Origin of the sequence: Acidovorax sp. Leaf73, assembly GCF_916855635.1 — a bacterium.
In the GTDB taxonomy this organism is placed as follows: Bacteria; Pseudomonadota; Gammaproteobacteria; order Burkholderiales; family Burkholderiaceae_C; genus Acidovorax; species Acidovorax facilis.
The window spans coordinates 155387-176214 of record NZ_CAKASI010000003.1 but is presented as its reverse complement, the minus strand read 5'-3'; the positions used below and the strand labels follow the sequence as shown (position 1 = coordinate 176214).

The 20828-nt window shown below is 66.5% G+C and carries 18 protein-coding genes; 12 read left to right on the top strand and 6 right to left on the bottom strand.

The features are described from left to right. Positions 1 to 133: 133 nt before the first annotated feature. The 4 genes from LPA35_RS10585 (at position 134) to ipdC (ending at position 4978) form a co-directional block, all read left to right on the top strand. Positions 134 to 2152 carry a ribonucleoside triphosphate reductase gene (locus LPA35_RS10585; protein ID WP_228896948.1) on the top strand — a complete coding sequence of 673 codons (2019 nt, stop codon included), beginning with the start codon at positions 134 to 136 and terminating at the stop codon, positions 2150 to 2152. Positions 2153 to 2251: 99 nt separating this feature from the next. Further along, positions 2252 to 2461, top strand: a complete 210-nt coding sequence (gene nrdD, locus LPA35_RS10580) for an anaerobic ribonucleoside-triphosphate reductase (RefSeq protein WP_218301327.1) — start codon at positions 2252 to 2254, stop codon at positions 2459 to 2461. A gap of 34 nt (positions 2462 to 2495) precedes the next feature. Then, positions 2496 to 3143, top strand: coding sequence for an anaerobic ribonucleoside-triphosphate reductase activating protein (locus LPA35_RS10575; protein WP_228897290.1), 648 nt, complete (start codon positions 2496 to 2498; stop codon positions 3141 to 3143). Positions 3144 to 3331: 188 nt separating this feature from the next. Further along, positions 3332 to 4978 (top strand): indolepyruvate/phenylpyruvate decarboxylase, encoded by a 1647-nt coding sequence (gene ipdC / locus LPA35_RS10570; RefSeq protein WP_228896947.1) that lies wholly within the window; start codon positions 3332 to 3334, stop codon positions 4976 to 4978. 68 nt (positions 4979 to 5046) lie between these two features. Here the strand turns inward: ipdC and recQ are convergent, their stop codons facing one another. After that, positions 5047 to 6918: a DNA helicase RecQ gene (gene recQ / locus LPA35_RS10565; RefSeq protein ID WP_228897289.1), complete on the bottom strand. Its 1872-nt coding sequence runs from the start codon at positions 6916 to 6918 to the stop codon at positions 5047 to 5049. A 173-nt stretch (positions 6919 to 7091) separates the two neighbouring features. Further along, positions 7092 to 8522: a PLP-dependent aminotransferase family protein gene (locus LPA35_RS10560; protein ID WP_228896946.1), complete on the bottom strand. Its 1431-nt coding sequence runs from the start codon at positions 8520 to 8522 to the stop codon at positions 7092 to 7094. 108 nt (positions 8523 to 8630) lie between these two features. On the opposite strand from LPA35_RS10560, the gene LPA35_RS10555 reads away from it, so the two are divergent. From LPA35_RS10555 to yegQ, 5 genes are all read left to right on the top strand, one after another. Then, entirely contained in the window at positions 8631 to 9104 is a 474-nt protein-coding gene (locus LPA35_RS10555; RefSeq protein WP_121421860.1) for a rhodanese-like domain-containing protein, read from the top strand. Then, positions 9098 to 9568 (top strand): GNAT family N-acetyltransferase, encoded by a 471-nt coding sequence (locus LPA35_RS10550; RefSeq protein WP_228896945.1) that lies wholly within the window; start codon positions 9098 to 9100, stop codon positions 9566 to 9568. The genes LPA35_RS10555 and LPA35_RS10550 overlap by 7 nt, the downstream gene beginning before the upstream one ends. Before the next feature lie 50 nt (positions 9569 to 9618). Then, complete coding sequence (locus LPA35_RS10545) at positions 9619 to 10683, top strand: homocysteine S-methyltransferase family protein (RefSeq protein ID WP_228896944.1); 1065 nt, start codon at positions 9619 to 9621, stop codon at positions 10681 to 10683. A 213-nt stretch (positions 10684 to 10896) separates the two neighbouring features. Beyond that, entirely contained in the window at positions 10897 to 11808 is a 912-nt protein-coding gene (ttcA, locus tag LPA35_RS10540) for a tRNA 2-thiocytidine(32) synthetase TtcA (RefSeq protein ID WP_228897288.1), read from the top strand. 36 nt (positions 11809 to 11844) lie between these two features. Continuing rightward, positions 11845 to 13284, top strand: coding sequence for a tRNA 5-hydroxyuridine modification protein YegQ (yegQ, locus tag LPA35_RS10535; RefSeq protein WP_228896943.1), 1440 nt, complete (start codon positions 11845 to 11847; stop codon positions 13282 to 13284). A 65-nt stretch (positions 13285 to 13349) separates the two neighbouring features. On the opposite strand, the gene LPA35_RS10530 is transcribed toward yegQ, so the two are convergent. Both LPA35_RS10530 and LPA35_RS10525 read right to left on the bottom strand, forming a co-directional pair. After that, complete coding sequence (locus LPA35_RS10530; protein ID WP_147433285.1) at positions 13350 to 13661, bottom strand: hypothetical protein; 312 nt, start codon at positions 13659 to 13661, stop codon at positions 13350 to 13352. A 138-nt stretch (positions 13662 to 13799) separates the two neighbouring features. Beyond that, entirely contained in the window at positions 13800 to 14792 is a 993-nt protein-coding gene (locus LPA35_RS10525) for a LysR family transcriptional regulator (protein WP_228896942.1), read from the bottom strand. 174 nt (positions 14793 to 14966) lie between these two features. Between LPA35_RS10525 and LPA35_RS10520 the strand changes: the two genes are divergently transcribed. Then, positions 14967 to 16604, top strand: a complete 1638-nt coding sequence (locus tag LPA35_RS10520) for an argininosuccinate lyase (protein ID WP_228896941.1) — start codon at positions 14967 to 14969, stop codon at positions 16602 to 16604. Between the two features lie 105 nt (positions 16605 to 16709). Further along, entirely contained in the window at positions 16710 to 18104 is a 1395-nt protein-coding gene (locus LPA35_RS10515) for an SH3 domain-containing protein (protein WP_228896940.1), read from the top strand. 30 nt (positions 18105 to 18134) lie between these two features. On the opposite strand, the gene LPA35_RS10510 is transcribed toward LPA35_RS10515, so the two are convergent. Further along, positions 18135 to 18704 carry a hypothetical protein gene (locus tag LPA35_RS10510; protein ID WP_228896939.1) on the bottom strand — a complete coding sequence of 190 codons (570 nt, stop codon included), beginning with the start codon at positions 18702 to 18704 and terminating at the stop codon, positions 18135 to 18137. Positions 18705 to 18715: 11 nt separating this feature from the next. Next, complete coding sequence (locus LPA35_RS10505; RefSeq protein WP_228896938.1) at positions 18716 to 19393, bottom strand: hypothetical protein; 678 nt, start codon at positions 19391 to 19393, stop codon at positions 18716 to 18718. Between the two features lie 208 nt (positions 19394 to 19601). Here LPA35_RS10505 and LPA35_RS10500 point away from each other — a divergent pair, with 208 nt between their 5' ends. After that, positions 19602 to 20744: a hypothetical protein gene (locus LPA35_RS10500; protein WP_228896937.1), complete on the top strand. Its 1143-nt coding sequence runs from the start codon at positions 19602 to 19604 to the stop codon at positions 20742 to 20744. Positions 20745 to 20828: the final 84 nt, after the last annotated feature.

Genomic DNA, 20828 nt, shown 5'->3' with positions numbered 1-20828 from the left:
GCCCCTGTGCCGGCATTTTTTTACCCCTGCTTACAGCCCCGATTGTGTTGAATCAAACTACCTATAGTGTTTGATGGGTATCGTGGACACCATAGGTAGTGTTTTTAACCCGTTCCACAGATTGGTCGAACCCATGGCGTCCACCCTTGCCACCTTGCCCCGCGAAGTCGTTTTGCGCAGCGGCCAGCGCGTTCCGTTTGATGCCGAACGCATCCGCGCCGCGCTGGCCAGCGCCGGGCAGGCCTCGGGTGAATACGGCGCCGCCGAAGCAGCGTTGCTCACCGCCCAGGTCACCAAGGTGCTTATCCACCGCTTCCAGGGCGAGGCCCCCACCATCGAGCAGATCCAGGACGTGGCCGAGCAGACGCTGATCGCCGCCAACCACCTGGCCACGGCGCGTGCCTACATCGTCTACCGTGAGCAGCACGCCACGCTGCGCGCCGACCGGCAGACGCTGGTGGATGTGGAAAGCTCCATCAACGAATACCTCACGCGCGCCGACTGGCGCGTGAACGCCAACGCCAACCAGGGCTATTCGCTGGGCGGGTTGATCCTGAACGTGGCGGGCAAGGTCACGGCCAACTACTGGTTGTCGCACGTCTACACGCCCGAGATCGGCGAGGCGCACAGGAGCGGCGACCTGCACATCCACGACCTCGACATGCTCAGCGGCTACTGCGCGGGCTGGTCGCTGCGCACGCTGCTGCACGAGGGGCTCAACGGCGTGCCGGGCAAGGTGGAGGCGGGGCCGCCCAAGCACATGAGTTCGGCCGTGGGGCAGATCGTGAACTTCCTGGGCACGCTGCAGAACGAGTGGGCGGGCGCGCAGGCGTTCTCGTCATTCGACACCTACATGGCGCCTTTCGTGCGCATCGATGCCATGGATTACGCCGCTGTGCGCCAGTGCATCCAGGAGCTGGTCTACAACCTCAACGTGCCCTCGCGCTGGGGCACGCAGACGCCGTTCACCAACCTAACGTTTGACTGGACCTGCCCCGAAGACCTGCGCGAGCAGGTGCCCGTGATCGCTGGCAAAGAGATGCACTTTGCGTACGGCGACCTGCAGGCCGAGATGGACCTCATCAACCGCGCCTATATCGATGTGATGACCACGGGCGACGCCAAGGGCCGGGTGTTCACCTTCCCCATCCCCACCTACAACATCACCAAGGACTTCCCCTGGGAGAGCGAGAACGCAGAGCGGCTGTTCGATATGACAGCCAAGTACGGTCTGCCGTACTTCCAGAACTTCATCAACTCCGAGCTGGAGCCGAACATGGTGCGCTCCATGTGCTGCCGCCTGCAGCTGGATTTGCGTGAATTGCTCAAGCGTGGCAACGGCCTGTTCGGCAGCGCCGAGCAGACCGGCAGCCTGGGCGTGGTGACGATCAACTGCGCGCGGCTGGGCTACCTGCATGCGGGTGATGAAGCGGGCCTGCTAGCCGCGCTCGACCGCCTCCTGGAGCTGGGCAAACAAAGCCTGGAGACCAAGCGCAAGCTGATTCAGCGGCTGATGGACCAGGGTCTGTTCCCCTACACCAAGCGCTACCTGGGCACTTTGCGCAACCACTTTTCCACGCTGGGCGTGAACGGCATCAACGAGATGGTGCGCAACTTCACGGCGGACCAGCACGACATCACCAGCGAATGGGGCCATGCATTTGCCGTGCGCCTGCTCGACCACGTGCGCGAGCGCATGACCGCCTTCCAGGAAGAAACCGGCCATCTCTACAACCTGGAGGCCACGCCCGCCGAAGGCACCACCTACCGCTTCGCCAAGGAAGACAAGAAGCGCTGGCCCGCCATCCTGCAGGCGGGCACATCCGAGCAGCCTTACTACACCAACTCGTCGCAGCTGCCCGTGGGCTTCACCGACGACCCGTTCGAGGCGCTGATGCGGCAGGAGGCACTGCAGGGCAAATACACCGGCGGCACCGTGCTGCACCTGTACATGGGCGAGCGCGTTTCCAGCGGCGTGGCCTGCCGCGAGCTGGTGCGGCGCGCGCTGACGAACTTCCGCCTGCCCTACATCACCGTCACGCCCACGTTCTCCATCTGCCCCACGCACGGCTACCTGGCGGGCGAACACCCGTTCTGCCCGCGCTGCGACGAAGAGCGGCTGGACGCCAAGCGGCGGCGTCTGGCCGCCTAGATTTCGAGCGAAAAGTGGCCCTGGCGCTTGATAGTCAAGCGCAAGTAGCTATCAAAAAAGAAGCAAACCATTTCCTCCACCCCCCGAAAGGACCTCGGCATGAGCCATTTCTCCGCTACCGAACACACCGCCATCTCCAGCGCCGCCGCCGTGCAGCTCACCGACGACGAGCGCCAGCCCTGCGAGGTCTGGACCCGCGTGATGGGCTACCACCGCCCCGTGGCCAGCTTCAACACGGGCAAGCAGGGCGAGCACGCCGAGCGCCGTTTCTTTTCAGAGCAGACGCGTGGTGGAAGCAACGCCTGCTGAGGCGCCGCCAGCCCCGGCGCTGCGGCTGGGCGGCATGACACCGCTCACCACCATCGATTTCCCCGGCCGCCTCGCGGCCGTTTTGTATTGCCAGGGCTGCCCCTGGCGCTGCGGCTATTGCCACAACCCCGAGCTGCTGGACGCCACTGCTGCGGGGGCGCTGCCCTGGGCGCAGGCGCTGGCGTTTCTGGAAAGCCGACGTGGCCTGCTGGACGGCGTGGTTTTCTCGGGCGGCGAGCCCACGCTGCAGGCGGGCCTGGGCGCGGCGCTGAACGCAGTGCGCAGCCTGGGCCTGCAGACCGCCCTGCACACCGGCGGCATGTACCCCGAGCGGCTGGCGGCACTGCTGCCGCAACTCGATTGGGTGGGTCTGGACATCAAGGCCCTGCCGCAGCGCTACAACGCCATCACCGACACGCCCGGCAGCGGTGCGCGCGCCTGGGCCGGGCTGGAGGTGCTTCTGGCTCATGGCACCGACCACGAATGCCGCACCACCTGGCACGCGGGCCTGTTTGGTGTGGATGAGTTGCTGGACCTGGCCCAGGCCCTGGCCGCGCGCGGCGTGCGCCGCTGGGCGCTGCAGGAATGCCGCGCACCTGGCGCACCGGCCTGGGCGCTGACCACGGCGCACCAGCAGCAACTGGCCGCGTGGTTCCCCTCCTTCACGCTGCGCCGGGCCTGAGCGGGCGGGGCTCCGGGTTTGGTCGGTGCTTCGCGCAGATTTGTTGCGCTTCTAGGTCGAAAACAGAACGAATCTGCGAACTCGCGCTAGGAGTCGCTGGGTTTGATGCGCATCAGAGCCGCCTTGCACACCCCGCGTGGATCATCCGCCACCGCCGCACAACGGCACCACCTGCAAGGAACACGTCCATGACCCCCCTCGGCCTTCAACTACTGCACGCGCTCAAGCACCACGGCGCGCGCGAAATCTTCGGCATCCCCGGCGACTTCATCCTCCCCCTGTTCAAGCAGATCGAGGAGAGCGGCATCCTGCCCCTGGTCACGCTCAGCCACCAGCCCTCGCTGGGCTTTGCCGCCGATGCCGCCGCGCGCATGCACTGCGGCCTGGGCGTGGTGGCTGTCACCTACGGCGCGGGCGCGCTCAACGTGGTCAACGCGGTGGCGGGGGCCTATGCCGAGCGCTCGCCGCTGGTGGTGCTGGCCGGCTGCCCCGGCGAGGTCGAGGCGCACTCGGGCCTGGTGCTGCACCACCAGGTGCGCCATGTCGATTCGCAATGGCGCATCTTCCGCGAGATCACCTGCGACCAGGTGCGCCTGTCCGACCCCGCCACCGCGCCCGCCGAGCTGGCCCGCGTCCTGCGCAGCTGCCGCGAGTACTCGCAGCCCGTGCTCATCGAGGTGCCGCGCGACATGACGCTGCACCCCATGGCCGAGGTGCCCCTGCTGCCGCCCAGCCCCTTCAATGAAGCCGCCGTGGCCGAGTGCGCCGACGAATGGATGGCCCGCATCCAGGCAGCCCAGCGCCCCGTGCTGGTGGTGGACGTGGAGGTGCGCCGCTTTGGCCTGGAAGCCCGCGTGGCCGAGCTGGCGCGCCGTCTGCAACTGCCCGTGCTCACCACCTTCATGGGCCGGGGCCTGCTGGCCGATGAGGGCGTGCCCTTCCACGGCACCTACCTGGGCGTGGCGGGCGCGCCCGAGACCAGTGCGCTGCTGGACGACTCCGATCTGCCCGTGATGCTGGGCGCCATCCTGTCGGACAGCAACTTTGGCGTGAGCGCCCAGCGCATGGACTTCCGCCGCGCGCTCATCGCCGCGCACCGCGAGGCGCGCGTGGGCCACCACCTGTACCCGAACATCCCCCTGGCCGCGCTGGTGGAAGCGCTGCTGGCCCGCGCCCCGGCCGCAGGCGCCAAGCCGCCGCGCGCCCTGCCGCCCCCGCCCGGTTGGCCCGAAGGCCTGGTGGCCGACGATGCGCCCGTGTGTGCGGCCGACCTCTCACGCGCGCTCAACGACCGCATCCGCGCGCACGGCCCCATGAACATCGTCGCGGACATTGGCGACTGCCTGTTTGCTGCGATGGAGCTGCTGCCCACCCCGCTGGTGGCGCCGGGCTACTACGCTTCCATGGGCTTCGGCGTGCCGGCCGGCATCGGGGCGCAGGTGGCCACGGGCCAGCGCAGCCTGATCCTGGTGGGCGACGGCGCCTTTCAAATGACGGGCTGGGAGCTGGGCAACTGCCCGCGCCTGGGGCTGGACCCCATCGCCATCGTGCTCAACAACCAGACCTGGGAAATGATCCGCGCCTTCCAGACCGAATCGCGCTGCGCCGCCCTGGGCGACTGGCACCTGGCCCAGGCCGCCGATGCGCTGGGCGGGCGCGGCCACCGGGTGCACACGCGGGCGCAGTTCAAGGCGGCGCTCGATGCCGCGTTTGCCGAGCGCGGTCGCTTTCAGCTCATCGAGCTGATGGTGCCACCGGGCGACAGCACGCCCACGCTGCGGCGTTTTTCGGAAGGCATCCGGGCGCTGCGGGCGCGGGCAGCGTCGGCCGCCTGAGCGCGAAGGATCTGTTCACGTAGGCCCGCACACATCGCATCGCGGGGCAGCAAAGCGCGGCAGCGGGGCTACCCCGCGCGTACCACGCGCAGGACGTCCGCCCCGTACGCCTCCAGCTTTTTCGCCCCCATCCCGCTGATGCCCTGCAGGTCGTCGAGCGTGCCGGGGTTGCGCTCGGCAATCGCGGCCAAAGTGGCATCGTGAAAGATCACATACGCAGGCAGGTTGTGCTCGCGTGCCACCTCGGCGCGCCAGGCCTTGAGGTTGATGAAACGCACCTGCGCATCGGGGCCAAGATTGGCGGCCGCGGCGGGCGGCGCGCTGCCCGTGCCCTTGCGGGTGCGCGTGCGTTTGGCCGGTGCGGACGACACCGACTCGCGCAGCTGCACCGGCACCTCGCCCTTGAGCACCGCGCGCGAGCCTTCGGTGAGGCACAGCGTGTCAAAGCTGTGGCCGCTGTCCAGCATCACCTTCTGCAGGCCTAACGCGCCGGTGGCGATCAGCTGGCGCAGCACGCCGCGCAGCTGGGGCTCGGTCAGGTCCGCGCCGATGCCGAAGGTAGAGATTTTTTCGTGCCCGAACTGCGCGACCTTCTCGGTCTTCTTGCCGCGCAGGATGTCCATGATGTGCCCCGTGCCAAAGCTGATGCCGCTGGCCTGGTTCACGCGGTAGATGGTGGAGAGCAGCTTGCGTGCCGCATCCGTGGCGTCCCACACCGCCGGTGGGTTCAGGCAGTTGTCGCAGTTGCCGCAGGGTGTGGACTGCTCCCCAAAGTACGCCAGCAGCCGCACGCGGCGGCAGTCGGTGGCCTCGGCCAGGGCCAGCAGTGCATCGAGCTTGCCACGCAGCGCCTGCTTGAACTCCTCGCCCGCCGGGCTTTCGTCGATCATGCGGCGCTGGTTGACCACGTCGTTCAGGCCATACGCCATCCAGGCATCGGCGTTCAGCCCGTCGCGACCCGCGCGGCCCGTTTCCTGGTAGTAGCCTTCGATGTTCTTGGGCATGTCCACATGGGCCACAAAACGCACATCAGGCTTGTCGATGCCCATGCCGAACGCGATGGTGGCCACCATCACGATGCCTTCCTCGCGCAGGAAGCGATCCTGGTTCTTCTGACGCACTTTCGTGTCCAGACCCGCGTGGTAGGGCAGGGCAGTGATGCCCGCGTCGCTCAGCGTGGCGGCCAGCTCTTCCACGCGCTTGCGCGACTGGCAATACACCACGCCCGCCTCGCCCGCATGCTCGCGCTCGATGAAGCGCAGCAGCTGCGTGGTGGCGTCCTTTTTCTCTTCGATGCGGTAGCGGATGTTGGGCCGGTCAAAGCTGCTGATGAACAGCCGCGCATCCTCCAGCTGCAGCCGCTCGACGATGTCCTCGCGCGTGAGCGCATCGGCCGTGGCGGTGAGCGCAATGCGCGGTACTTGCGGGTAACGCTCGTGCAGCAGCGTGAGCGCGCGGTATTCGGGGCGGAAATCGTGGCCCCACTGGCTGACGCAGTGTGCTTCGTCGATGGCGAACAGGCTCAGGTGGCCGCCGCTGTACAGGCTGTCGAGCAGGCCCAGGAAACGGGGCGTGTTCAGCCGCTCGGGCGCGGCATACAGCAGCGTGAGGTCGCCGGTCTGCAGGCGCAGCTCCACGTCCTGGGTCTCGTCGTAGCTCAGCGTCGAGTTCAGGAACGCCGCATCCACCCCCGCCTCGTGCAGCGCGCCCACCTGGTCGTGCATCAGCGCGATCAGCGGCGAAATCACGATGGTCACCCCGCGCCCCTGCTGCTGGCGCACGATGGCCGGCACCTGGTAGCACAGCGACTTGCCTCCGCCCGTGGGCATCAGCACCAGCGCGTCGCCGCCGCCAATCACATGCTCGACGATGGCTTGCTGCGGGCCGCGGAACTGTTCGTAGCCGAAGACATCCTGCAAGACAGACTGGGCAGGGGACAACACGGAAGACGGGCGAGACACCAAGCGAATACTCTGAAAATGAGAGCGCCCCACGCTGGACCCACCTGCGCTGGACGCCAATAAAGCCAAAAATTTGTGTACGGGCCCGTGCTACGAACCGTGCGATGCAAGGCCCGTATTGTGCGCTGCGGGCCTGCGCCGCTGGTTGGGGGTCAGCGCAGCGCGCGGACAGCGCTTTCGATCACCTCAGGCGGGATGGCGGCAAAGCCCAGCCGCCATCCCGCGATGGGAGGCGCTGCATGGTAGAGCTCGCTGAGGCTGGGGGTTGCAATGCCGCGCGCCAGCGCGCGGCGCGTTTGCTGCTGCTCGCTGCCCTCGGTCAGCCGCACGGCCATCTGCAGCCCGCCCCGGCTGTCCAGGGGCGCGGCCCAGGGCAGGTGGGTGTGCAGCGCCTGCAGCAGGGCGTCGCGCCGGCTGCGGTACAGCTGGCGCATCAGCCGCAGGTGGGCCGCGAAGTGGCCCTGGTCCATGAAGTCGGCCGCCACGGCCTGCATGGGCTGCGAGGGGTGGCCGTCGTAGATGGTGCGGGCGGTCACCAGGGGCTTTACCAGTGGTTCGGGCAGCACCATGTAGGCCAGCCGCACCGAAGGAAACAAGGACTTCGAGAACGTGCCGATGTAGAGCACGCGGCCGTGCGCGTCGAGGCCCTGCAAGGCGGGCGTGGGCTGGTGGTCGTAGAGGAATTCGCTGTCGTAGTCGTCCTCGATCAGCCAGGCCCCTGTGGCCTGTGCGTGGTCGATGAAGGCCAGGCGGCGCTGCAGGGACATGGCGCGCCCGGTGGGGAACTGGTGCGATGGCGTGAGGTAGATCAGGCGTGGCGGCGTCTGGGCGGGCACCAGCTGGGCGCCTTCGCCGTCCAGCGGCATGTCCACCACCTGGGCCCCGCTGGCGTGGAACGCGGTGCGCGCGCCTGCGTAGCCCGGGTCCTCCATCCAGACGGTATCGCCTTCGTCCAGCAGCGTCGCGGCCAGCAGCTGCAGGGCCTGTTGCGAGCTGGTCAGCACCAGCACCTGGCCCGCATGGCAACGCACGCCGCGCGACTGCGCGAGGTAGCGCGCAATGGCCTCGCGCAGTGCGGGCAGGCCTTGGGGGTCGCCGTAGAACAGCAGGGGCCCGGCGTCCTGGCGCAGGCGGCGCTGCATCAGCTGGCGCCACAGGTCCACCGGAAACGCTCGCAGGTCTGGGCTGCCCGCCACGAACGCGCGGGCGCGGTCGGGCTCGGCGCAACCGCCGGTATCGACCATGCGCTGCCCGCGCCGCGACAGCGCGGGCAGTGCCGCCGCCGGGGCCATCCGGCCCGCCCGGGACCGCGCCGCCCCGGCACGCTGCATGTCGATGGCCACGAAGCTGCCCTGGCCGACATGCCGGTGCAGGTAGCCCTCGGTTTCCAGCTGGGCGTAGGCCGCCTCCACCGTGACCCGTGAAAGACCCAGGTCGCGCGCCAGATCGCGGGTGGAGGGCAGGCGTTCGCCCAGCACGGCCTGGCCGGTGCGCACGGCCTCGCGCAGCGCCGCGCACAGGCGTTCGCGGCGGCCGCCTCCGTGGGCGTCCTCCAGCAGCGTGAGCAACAGCCGTGGTTTCATCGGTAGTTGGTCTTATTTGTGACGAAGTATTGGCATTATCAATCAGGCCAAATCGTCGGAAACTTCCTCACATCGCAACACCACACAGCCACACGAGAGGACTTTTCCATGACCCACGCAGCCCCCGCCTCCGCCCCCGCCTCCGCCGTCCTGGCGTTCCCCGCGCCCAGCCCCGAGCAGTCGCGGGACTTCATGGCCGCCAAGCTCAGCTACCACGCCGATGCCTGGGACGTGGCCGAAGACCTGCGCAACGGCATCGACGCCATCGTGGTGGTCGACACCCGCTCCACGGCGCATTACGAACAGGGCCATGTGCCGGGCGCCATCAGCTTTCCCCACCGCACCATGGACGAGCAGAGCACGGCGCACCTCGACCGCAGCAAGGTCTACGTCACGTATTGCGACGGCATCGGCTGCAATGGCTCGACCCGGGGCGCGTACAAGCTGGCGCGGCTGGGCTTCACGGTCAAGGAGATGCTGGGCGGGCTGGACTTCTGGATCCGCGACGGCCAGCCTGTGGCCACCGGCCCGGAGCGCGGCGCCATGCCGTCGGCCCGCCCCGCCATCGAGTGCGCATGCTGAGCCATCCGCCGCATCGCACCGGCTGGACCCTGCGCGCCGCAGGCGCCGCTGACGCGCCCGCGCTGGCCGACCTGTGCGCCGCCCACGCGGCGTACGAGCGCATCCCGTACAGCGCCGACGGCCATGCCCACCGGCTGGCCCAGGGGCTGGAGGCGGGGCGGTTGTTCGCCTGGCTGGGCTATTGGGGTGAGCAGGCAGTGGGATATGCCAGCGCCACGCTGGACTATTCGACTCTCGCCGCGCGCTCTTACCTGCATCTGGACTGCCTGTACCTGGAGCCTGAAGCGCGTGGCTGCGGCCGGGGCGCCGAGATGATGGCCGCTGTGCAGCACCGCGCCCAAATGCTGGGCTGCGAGGCGATGCAGTGGCAGACGCCCGTGTGGAACGAGGGCGCCATCCGTTTCTATGACCGCCTGGGCGCCACGCGGCTGGCCAAGCAACGCTACACGCTCGTGTGTGGGTGAGAAAGCCCCTGGGCCACCGGCAGCCCCGGGGGGCTTTCTACAATCGGGGGATGAAAACGCTTGCCTACACGCGCGCCGCGCAACTGCCCGACATCCTCGCCCAACGCATCGTCATCCTGGACGGCGCCATGGGCACCATGATCCAGCGCTTCAAGCTGGGCGAGGCGCAGTACCGGGGCGAAGGCTACAACGGCCCGGATGGGGCAGGTGACCGGTTCAAGGACTTCCCGCGTGACGTGAAGGGCAACAACGAGCTGCTCAGCATCACCCGGCCCGATGTGATCCGCGACATCCACGAGCGCTACCTGGCCGCAGGCGCCGACCTGATCGAGACCAACACCTTCGGCGCCACCACCGTGGCGCAGGAGGACTACAAGATGGCCGATCTGGCGCGCGAGATGAATCTCAAGTCGGCCCAGCTGGCCCGCGCCGCCTGTGACAAATACAGCACGCCCGACAAGCCCCGCTTTGTCGCCGGCGCCCTCGGCCCCACGCCCAAGACGGCCAGCATCAGCCCCGACGTGAACGACCCCGGCGCGCGCAATGTGGACTTCGAGCAGCTGCGCGCCGCTTACTACGAGCAGGTGGAAGCGCTGGTCGAGGGCGGCTCCGACGTGCTGCTGGTCGAGACCATCTTCGACACGCTCAATGCCAAGGCAGCGCTGTTTGCCATCGACGAGTTCTTTGAAAACAGCGGCGAGCGCTTGCCGCTCATCATCAGCGGCACCGTCACCGATGCCTCGGGCCGCATCCTCTCGGGCCAGACGGTCACGGCCTTCTGGCACAGCGTGCGCCACTCGCGCCCGCTGGCCATTGGCCTCAACTGCGCCCTGGGCGCCACGCTGATGCGCCCCTACATCCAGGAGCTGAACCGCGTGGCCGAAGACACCTTTATCAGCTGCTACCCCAACGCCGGCCTGCCCAACCCCATGAGCGACACCGGCTTTGACGAAACGCCTGAAATCACCAGCCGCCTGGTGCATGAGTTCGCGGCCGAGGGGCTGGTCAACATTCTGGGTGGCTGCTGCGGCACCACGCCGGACCACATCGGCGCCATCGCCAAGGCGGTGGAAAGCGTTCCTACGCGCAAGATGTTCTACCCTGCCGAAGCCTGAAATATCAGTCAAATTGGCCTCTGGCGCTTTTCTAATAAGCGCTAGCAGCTATAAAAAGTATAGTAAATGCCACGCTAGCGCAGTGCGGCAGCCCATTGCAGGGCAGTGCCTGGTGCGGCACCCTTGCAATCCCCAGTCATCGCGCCTCCCCGTTCCGCCCTCTGGTCTGCCCACCCCATGCTTGATACCGCCACCCCGCCCGCTCAATCCTCCATGGAAGGCGACGACGCAGCCGCAGTGGCCGCCAAGGCGGCCGCCCACGCCGCGCTCAAGATCGAAAAGCGTCTGGTGCGCCAGGTGGCCCAGGCCATCACCGACTTTGGCCTCATTGAAGACGGCGACAAGGTCATGGTGTGCGTGTCGGGCGGCAAAGACAGCTACGGCATGCTCGACGTGCTGCGCATGCTGCAGCAGCGCAACGGCAACAAGTTTGAGCTGATCGCCGTCAACCTCGACCAGAAGCAACCCGGCTTTCCGGCCCATGTGCTGCCCGAGTATTTGACCCAGGTGGGTGTGCCCTTTCACATCGAAACGCAGGACACCTACAGCGTCGTCAAAGAGCACATCCCCGAAGGCAAGACCATGTGCAGCCTGTGCAGCCGCCTGCGCCGGGGCATTCTGTACCGCGTGGCCGACGAGCTGGGCTGCACCAAAATCGCTTTGGGCCACCACCGTGACGACATGCTGCAGACCTTCTTTCTGAACATGTTCTTCGGCGGCAAGCTCAAGGGCATGCCGCCCAAGGTGCAAAGCGACCGGGGCGACCACCTCATCATCCGCCCCCTGGCCTATGTGGCCGAAGACGACCTGACCCGCTGGGCCGACATCCGCGCCTTCCCCATCATCCCGTGCACGCTGTGTGGCAGCCAAGAAAACCTGCAGCGCAAGCAGATCGGCCAGATGCTGCGCGACTGGCAGCAGCTCTACCCCGGCCGCATCGAGAACATGGCCGTGGCGCTTCGCAACCTGGTGCCATCGCACTTCATGGACCCGCGCCAGTTCGACTTCAAGGGCCTGGTGCCCAACGGCGTGGCCGACGCTGATGGTGACAAGGCCTTTGACGCCGAAGAACTGCCTGCGCAGGCCGTGGGCATGCTCGCGGGCCTGCCCCTGATGCCCCGCTGAACCCGACCCCCGACGATTTTTAGATTGGGCCACCCCATGACCACCCTCAAAGCCCCCGAACTGCTCCTGCCCGCCGGCTCACTCGACAAGATGCGCGCCGCCTACGACTTTGGCGCCGACGCCGTGTACGCAGGCCAGCCGCGCTACAGCCTGCGCGCGCGCAACAACGAGTTCCGCCTGGAGCAGATCAAGCAAGGCATTGACGAGGCCCACGCACGCGGCAAGAAGTTCTTTGTGACCAGCAACCTGATTGCGCACAACGACAAGATCCGTACCTACCTGCGCGACATCGAGCCCGTGATCGACTGCCAGCCCGATGCCCTCATCATGGCCGACGCGGGCCTGATCATGATGGTCAAGGAAAAGTGGCCCGAGCAGGTGGTGCACCTCTCGGTGCAGGCCAACACCACCAACTGGGCGGCCGTGAAGTTCTGGCAAAAGATGGGCGTAGAGCGTGTGATCCTGTCGCGCGAACTCAGCCTGGACGAGATCGAAAAAATCCGCCAAGAATGCCCTGACATGGAGCTCGAAGTGTTCGTGCACGGCGCGCTGTGCATTGCGTATTCGGGCCGCTGCCTGCTCAGCGGCTACTTCAACCACCGCGACCCCAACCAGGGCACCTGCACCAACGCCTGCCGCTGGAACTACGCCACGCACGACGCCGACATCGACCCCACCACGGGCGAAGCCATTGCGCAGAAGATGGAAGGCGACTTCAACTTCGAGGCCGCGCAGCAAAAGGCCGAGCAGTCGTTCTCCACCACCGGCAACGGCCAGCGCCACCCCAAGGCCGACAAGGTCTACCTGATCGAAGAGGCTGGCCGCCCCGGGCAGATGATGCCCATCATGGAAGACGAGCACGGCACGTACATCATGAACAGCAAGGACCTGCGCGCGGTGGAGCACGTGGCGCGCCTGGCGCAGATCGGCGTGGACTCGCTCAAGATCGAAGGCCGCACCAAGAGCCTGTACTACGTGGCCCGCACTGCCCAGGTCTACCGCCGCGCCATTGACGACGCCGTGGCGGGCCGCCCCTTCAACCCCGAGCTGCTGATCGAGCTGGAAGGCCTGTCCAACCGCGGCTACACCGGCGGCCTGCTGGAGCGCCGCCCCAGCAACGATTACCAGAACTACATCAACGGCCACTCGGCCACGCAGCGCAGCCAGTATGTGGGTGAGGTGTTGGGTGCTGAGGGGCAGGCCGATGTGGGCTTGCAAGGGGACTGGGTGCAGGTGGAGACGAAGAACCACTTTGCGGTGGGAGACCTGATTGAGGTGGTCCACCCGAGTGGGAATATCACCTTACGGCTGCAGGAGATGCGCAATGTCGAAGGCCAGCCGGTCAACGTAGCCCAGGGCAGCCCCGTGCGTGTGTGGATTGCGCTGCCTGCGCACTACAGCGGGGCCTTGCTGGCGCGCGTGATCGAAGCGCAACCGCTTGCACCAGCGGCTGCCGAGCCTGCCCTGGCTGCATAGCCTGCCAGGGCGCTGCCTGTTTGCTGTCCGTTGGCTGCTGCCGTTGTGTGAGCAGATTGGACGGCCTACCAGGCGGCTATCACATGCACCGTGGCCCAGGCCATGACACCGTAGGCGCCCATTGCCGCCAGGGTGGTGGCCTTGGATGCTTGGCGGTCTCGCAGCAAGACCCAGAGCGCAAGGAATGACATCGCATACATCACCGCAGACAGGATGTAGGCCTCGGGCGCCGGTACGAAGGTGGACGGCCCGCCGCGCCGTGGTGATGTCGCAAAGCCTGCGTGGGCCACGATCAGCGATCCGCCCAGCAGACCCAGCACCGCGAGCGCGGCGATCGAAATCTTGGCGGGTAGGTTCAACGGGGTAGACGATGGCATGGTGAGGGCGCCACAAGGTGGCGCGGTGGTGGGGTCGGGCTTCTGGGGTGGTGAATTGCCTTCTATCGCTTTGTTATATTGGATTTTTTGCTATCAAAATAAAAGTGAGTGCCCTGGCGTGCAATAGCCTGCCCGTGTTCAACCGGGGCACATCGCGCCAGGCTCGGGCTCTTTGCCGATGGTCAACACGTCAAGCACACCGAGCACATGCTCGATGAAAGCACGACAGGGATGTGAGCTATCCGCCCACACCGCCGCTTTCACCAACACACCCAGAGGGCCCACGTCCTGGGGTTTCCACGACAAGACGGCCAGATTTTTGCGCCGCACCAAGGGCCGCACAAGGCTCGCTGGCACGCAGACGAGCATGTCGCTGTCCGCCAGCATGGCGTAGATGATTTCCGTCGAGCGGCTCGACACGCGACACAGTTCCGGCACCCCGCCTAAATCGTCGAACAGGCTATCCACCTGTTGTGGGCCCAGCCCTGTGAGTGGCGGGCTCAGCCAGCGTTGTGACAGCAGCTCGGCGGCCGTGACGGTTGTCTGTTGAGCCAGCGGGTGGCCTGGACGGCAGGCAATGACGAATTCATCCGGCAGCGCGGCATGAAACTCGAACCCTTGCGGCAGTGGGATCGGTTCGCGGCAGATCGCCAGGTCCAGGCTTCCTTCCTGGATGCTCTCCAGCAGGTTGTCGATGGTGACTTCGTGCACATCGATGGCGGCGCTGGGGTGCAGGGCGCAATAGGCCGGGATGGCGGCCGTCAGCAACCCGTTGATGCCCGCCGCGATGCTGCCGATGCGGATCAGCGCGGACGCTGCCCCTTGCTGCATCAGCGCCGCGTTGCCAGCAGCCGCTTGCAGGGGCACCAGCGAAGCGCGCAGCAGTGGCAGAACCGCCTCACCCAGGCGGGTCAAGCGCATGCCCTTGGCGTGCCTTTCAAAGAGGGCGCCGCCCATAGAACTCTCCAGCTCCGCCAGCGCATGCGTCGCTGCGGGCTGGCTCAGGCCAATGGCAGAGGCCGCGCGGTGCAGGCTTTGCAGGTCGGCAATCGCAATCGCCAACTGCAGGTGCTTAAGGCGCACACGGCCCAGGATGCGATTGAACAGGACGGAGGGCGTCAGGTCTGGCATGGGGTATTCAAAATTTGAATCTTGTTGAAAAAGAAGCATTGGCCCTGTGGTGACTGCTGTGCAACGATCGCGTGCCTTCGGGTGGACGCAAGCCTGCCCGGGGTTCATTCAACTAACGAATCTTATTCCCGCAGATGCGCAAGCTAGTGCGCAGGAACTCAGGAGACAAAACCCATGCCGTCATTGCAGCGCCCCACCTTGGGCGAGATCACCTCGCGCCCGTCCCGTTTCCTCATCGCCCCGGTGGCCGCCATCTTCGCCATGGGCCAGGCCAACGCCGCCGATACCCTCGACACCGCCTGCAAGACCACGGCCGAGTGCCAGGCGCAGGTGGCCAAGATCCAGGGGGTGGTCAAAGGGGACGCCACCAGCGCGCTGTCCAAGTCGCAAGACACGTTCTACTGGTTCGGTCGCATCAACATGGCATCGACGGTGGTGAATGCCGAGCAGGGCATCATCCCCAAGGCCCAGGCGGGTCGCATCGCGCGCGGTGTTGAGCTGTCGATCACCCAGGCCACCACACCCGGTGGCAAGCGCCCCACCGACGTGCTGCAGGTCGAAAAAATTATCACGGATGCAGTGGGCCCGGAGGCAACGCTGATCCACACCGGGCGCAGCCGCCAGGACATCCATTCCACCTTGAATGCCGCGCAGTTGCGTCTGGAGATGCTGGACTTTGCCGATGCGCTGGACCAGGTGCGCGCACGGCTCATCACCACGGCGCAGGCCCACACCGCCACCTATGTGCCCGCCTACACCAATGGCGTGCAGGCCATGCCCATCAGCTACGGGCACTACCTCATGGCCTGGGCCGATTCGTTCGCGCGCGACTCGGTGCGCATTCGCGAGGCCTATGCCCGCATCAACCTCAGCCCCATGGGCACGGCGGTGCTGTCCAACTCCAGCTGGGGCATCAACCGCGAGCGCCTGGCGCAGTTGCTGGGGTTCGATGGGCTCATCGTGAATTCGCTGGATGCAGGGCAGATCAGCACCTACGACATTCCCATCGAGGCCACGTCCATCGCCAGCTCCACCGCCATCCGTGTGGGGGCCTTCATGCAGGATGTGCACACCCAGTACCACCAGACGCGGCCCTGGCTGCTGCTGGCCAGCGGCAAGACCTACACCAGCAGCGCCATGCCGCAAAAGGCCAACCCCGGCATCATCCAGAACACGCGGGCCAAGGCCAGCGATGTGGTGGCCTCGGCGCAGGCGTCGTTGTGGCGGGCGCATAACGTCACGCCCGGCATGATCGACTACAAGAACACCTGGAGCCCGGCCAGCGCCAAGACCTTTGTGCAGGGCGTGGAGATGCTCCAGCAGTTTGCCGATGTGCTGGACTCGCTGCGCATCGACCCCGCACGCGCGTTGGACGAACTCGAATCCGAATGGACCACCTCGATGGAATTGGCCGAGGCGCTGCAGCGCAGCCATGGCGTGCCGTTCCGCGTGGGTCACCACTTTGCGTCGGATGTGGTGGTGTATGCCAAGGAGCGCAACATCCGGCCGAAAGACTTTCCGTACGCCGAAGCCGTGCGCATCTACCGCGAAGCGGGCAAGAAATACGACCTCAAGGACCAGCGCCTGCCGCTGGGTGAAGCCGCGTTCCGCCGCGCTTTGTCGCCCGCAGACATGGTGACCACACGCACCGGCACAGGCGGGCCGCAGCCGCAGGAGGTCACGCGCATGGCGACCGTTGCCAAGGACACCCTGGCCAAAGACCGCGTGTGGTCGGGCGAAGCGCGGCAGCGGCTGCTGGCGGCTGAGGCTGCCTTGAATGCGGCTTTTGAGGGTGTGAAGTCGTTGCCTTGAGTGTGGGCTCGCGGGCTGTGTGCTTCAGACAGGCCGAAGGGCCCGACCGGAGTGGGTCTCCCGGGCGGGCGATACTCACGCCCATCGCGAAGGGAGTCAACACACATGAGCACGACATCGAAAGCCCAGCAACGCTTCCGAGTTCCCGCCGCGTTAGCGGTCGCCATGGCGGCTGCGGCGGTTGCCGCGCTGACGGGCGCCAGCGCGTGGGCCCAGGCCCCGGCTGTAGCACCCGCCAAGCAGCGCTATGTGCAAGGCTCGTGGGTCAACCTGCGCGAGTCGGCTCAATCCCAGGCCCGCATCGTCGCCCAAGTACCCGCCAACACCGTGCTGCAACAGCTCACCGAGCGCGATGGCTGGTGCGCCGTGCTCTATGCGGGCGATGCCCGCCTGGGTCCCCCGCTGGCAGAGCCGCTCCAGGCTCACATCGCCTGCAATTTGCTGGCCGACCAGCCCCTCACCCTGGCCCAGGCGGGCAAGGACGCGGCCCGCGCCTTTTGGGTTGCGCCGTCACCCAACCGCCTGCGCGCTTACGGCAACGCTCTGCCGCGTCCGCCAGCCCTGCAGCTGCCCGCGCTGGTCAAGAGCCACGCACATGAAATGCCGGTGCAGTACCCCACCCGAGCTGAGTGGGAAGCTGCCAAGAAGCTCATGCGCGCTGGCGTGGTGCTGCGGCCCGAGCAGGAGATCGACCGGGACCGCCCCGTCAACCCGCTGGACGACCTGAAGCTGGCCACCCGTGCCGTGGACCACATTCCCGCCGTGACCCCTTTGGCCGCCAAGCCGACCTTGCCGACGATTGCCCCGTCGTACTTTCGCAGCCACACCAGCGTGGCCCTGCTGCATGAGACCGATGCCGACGGCCTGGCTGCCGTGGCGGGCGCCCGCATCAGCGTCATTCCTACCGGGGCGCCCGTGGGCCGGTTCAACCGCCACAATGGGCCTGAAATCGAATACATCACCGGCTTCTGGGACGTGGGCTCTGCCGACCAGGCCTTTGCCCCTGCGCTGACCCTCTATGCCATCACCCACCAGGGCCTGGTGGGGGCCCACACCGTGCGCCAGCGCTATTGGGACATCAGCAACGAAGACCATTACTGCGGCGGCCACTACCCCGGCCGTGGGTTCAACGACCCTGGCGAAGAAGCCCAGCCCGTGCGCGGCTATGCCAAGCTGTCTGACAGTGCCGAGGTGCTGACCCGCCTGGTGCTGCCCGGAAAGCTGCCGCCTGATGCGGTGAAGGTGAAGACCCGGCGATACGCCACGAGCTGGATGCAGCCCGCCGACCCGCCCACCCGGGACAAGCCCCAGCGCAAGAACACTGCCGTGCTGGTGCACGAGATCGACCTGGACCGCGATGGCATCGCAGACATCCTGCGCATCGACACCCCTTCGCCCGGCGGCATGAGCTTCGAGCCGATCTTTGAATGGCGCTGGTACCTCAATATCGGTGGCCAGTGGTTCCGGGCGGGGCACTGGGTGGATGAGGAGTGCACTTGATGGCTGAGCGAGGTGTGTGGGTGCCTCGACTCATTTTTGCGCTCCCTCGAAAGTCCTGCGATATCTGACTTCGCGGCCAACGATGTTGTCGTTCACCACGAACTCCGATGTTTCCGCAGAGACGAGCGTAAAAGTGGCGTACCGCATTCGTCCGCCAGAAAATTGACGTCCGTTCTCCTGCAGAAATCGGCGTTTGAGGCTTTTCCCGTCATAAGACCATTCGCCAGAAAGCTCAGTGCGCTCTATGCGGCCCTCTGAATTTGACATTGAAATGCTGTCGACGAATTTGCCATCGGCGCCTAGATAGAGCAACCGGAGCGACTTTTCCCCGTCCGTACCATCGTCCCTCAGCCAAGTACCGACTAATTTGCTTCGTGTTTCCTCAATGCGCAAACTATCAGCGTTTTCGCACCCTGCTACGAGAAATAAAGCAGCGATAGATAGGAAAAGAGCACGTGCCATCGACGTTCCTGTGTTGAAAATAATCGTACGCAATGCAGCTATGTGCGGCCGACAACGTGGCAGAGCGACCTTTGCCTTGGCACGAACCGCTCGCATGCAAAGTATCCGATGCGCGTACGGGAAGGTGGAAATTCGCATACAGATTCCGGTTAGACAGCTGCCGTCGTTTGGCTTGTCCTGGTGACCGCCGGTTGCCGCAACAACGCTCCCAGCACCAGTGCCTCCGCCATCACCTCCAACGCTTCTTCCAGCGTAGCCAGCAACTCCGGAACCTCTGGTAACCAGGGCCAATACGGCCGCACCTCGGGCCATTGGTCCACCGCAATGGCCACTAGCCCCACGGCAAACCCTGCCCACAGCAGGCAGCGGGTGCTGCGGTGGCTCAGTGCCCGGTGCAGCCGGGCCAGCGTGACCAACCCCACCAAGGGCACCGCCAGCATCGGCACCTCGCGCACGGCGCTCCAGCGGCATGCATCCATCCATTCGTGGCAGCGGAACTTCCACAGCTCGTGCAGCATGAACTGTTCGTCCAGCGCCAGCGCGCCGAAGGCCAGCACCAGCCACACACCCAGCCGCAAGGGCAGACAGCGTTCGGCCGTGAGGCGCAGCGCGGTGACGCACAGCGTGAGCAGCAGCGCGCTCGATAGCCACGATGCGGGCGAGTTGTCGGAGCGGAATGCGCGCTCCCAGCCCGGTGAAAAGATCCACGCGCTGAACAGCAGAAATCCCGCCACTGTGCCCAGCAGGGTGGGTGCGACCCAGCGGTGAGGCGCTGGTCTGGGGCCTGGCGTGTTGTCGGACAACGGGAGGGAGGGGTGCTGGGGCATGGCGGGGTTTGGAACCACGGGGTGCTGGCGTCGGGCAGGCAGGCGGGGCGATAAGATTTTGAATCAAATAGGCCGCTGGCGCTTTACTGTATTGTATTTTATGCTATGTATTTAATAGCGCATTGGTGAGCTGCCGCGCTGTGGGCAGCGCGCCCTGTTCACACTGGCGGAATCGCTACAGAATCGGGCATCCCTTTGCACGTACGGTATGTCCCTCCCCATCGACCCCTCCCGCAACGCGCTTCCGCCCGTGGCCCAGTTTCTGGCCGAGGCGGCGCTGCAGCGGCAGAGCGCACTGCTGGGGCTGGACAAACCCACGCCTGCGCCCGCACCGCTGCCCACGGCCGACCCGAGCGCGCCGCCGCCCACAACCACCTCGCCCAGCCCCCCCGCTGGGCCTTTGCCCGCACCGGCCGACAAGGCCAGCATTTCAGCCCAGGCGCGCGAGCAGCTGGGCGCGGGTTTTGACCCACGGCGCGAAGTAGCGGGTCATGCTGCCGCTTCAGGGGTGAAGGCGGGACCTGCGCCGCGTGGGCCGTTAACGCCGCTGGCGTCGCCCCCACTTCCCGCGGGGGCGCCAACGTCGGCATCCGCCGTGTCCACCCCTTCGGCGGCATCGTTGTCAGGCGTTGACTGGCCTGCCACGGGGTTGGGTGCGCCGCTGCTGCGTTTGGTGAGCGCGCTCGTGGCGCAGGTCACGGCCCAGGCCGGGGTGCCGCAGCGCGTAGTGGCCGCGCAGCCCTGGCCCATCGGCATGGCGCAGGCGCTGGAGAGTGGGGCGCTGGATGCCGACCAGCCGCCGCTGCAGACCTGGCTGGTACGTCAGGGCGTGGTGTTGACACCCGAGGGGCCGCGCGGGCTGGCGCTGACCTTGCGTGCACCGGTGCCATGGCTGGCGACGCAGGCGTCGCCAGCGACCGGTGCAGCCGCAGCACAGGCCAGCGCAAACGCCAGTGCTGCAGGCGCCGCGCTGCAGGTGCCGTTTGCCGGGGGCGGCCAGCCGCTGCAGTCGGGCGTGATGGCTTTGGTGTTGCAGGGCATGGACGCCGCCGCACCGCGCACCAGTGCGCTGCTGGTGCTGGACTTGCAGCCGCAGTTGGCCGCCACGGTGTACGGCCGCGACATGCTCCAGCAGGCCACGGGCCGTCTGGACCCGTGGACGCAGATGGCCGTGCTGCAGGCCAGCGGCCAGGTGCCGCGTGAGGATGAGCGTGCGCGCAATGGCGCATCCGGCCTGTGCGAAACGGCGGGCTGCCCCTATGCCGCGCGGGCTGAATGTGTGCAGCCGTTTTGCCTGGCAATGCGCGGCGTGCTGCCGCCCGAACCGGTGGGCCCGGCGTCCAGCGCTTGATGGCAATCCGGGTGCCAATCAAGCTCTTTGCACACCGGTCATTTGCAAGCAGTGGCCTGTGTGAGGTCAAATCCAGCCCAACCC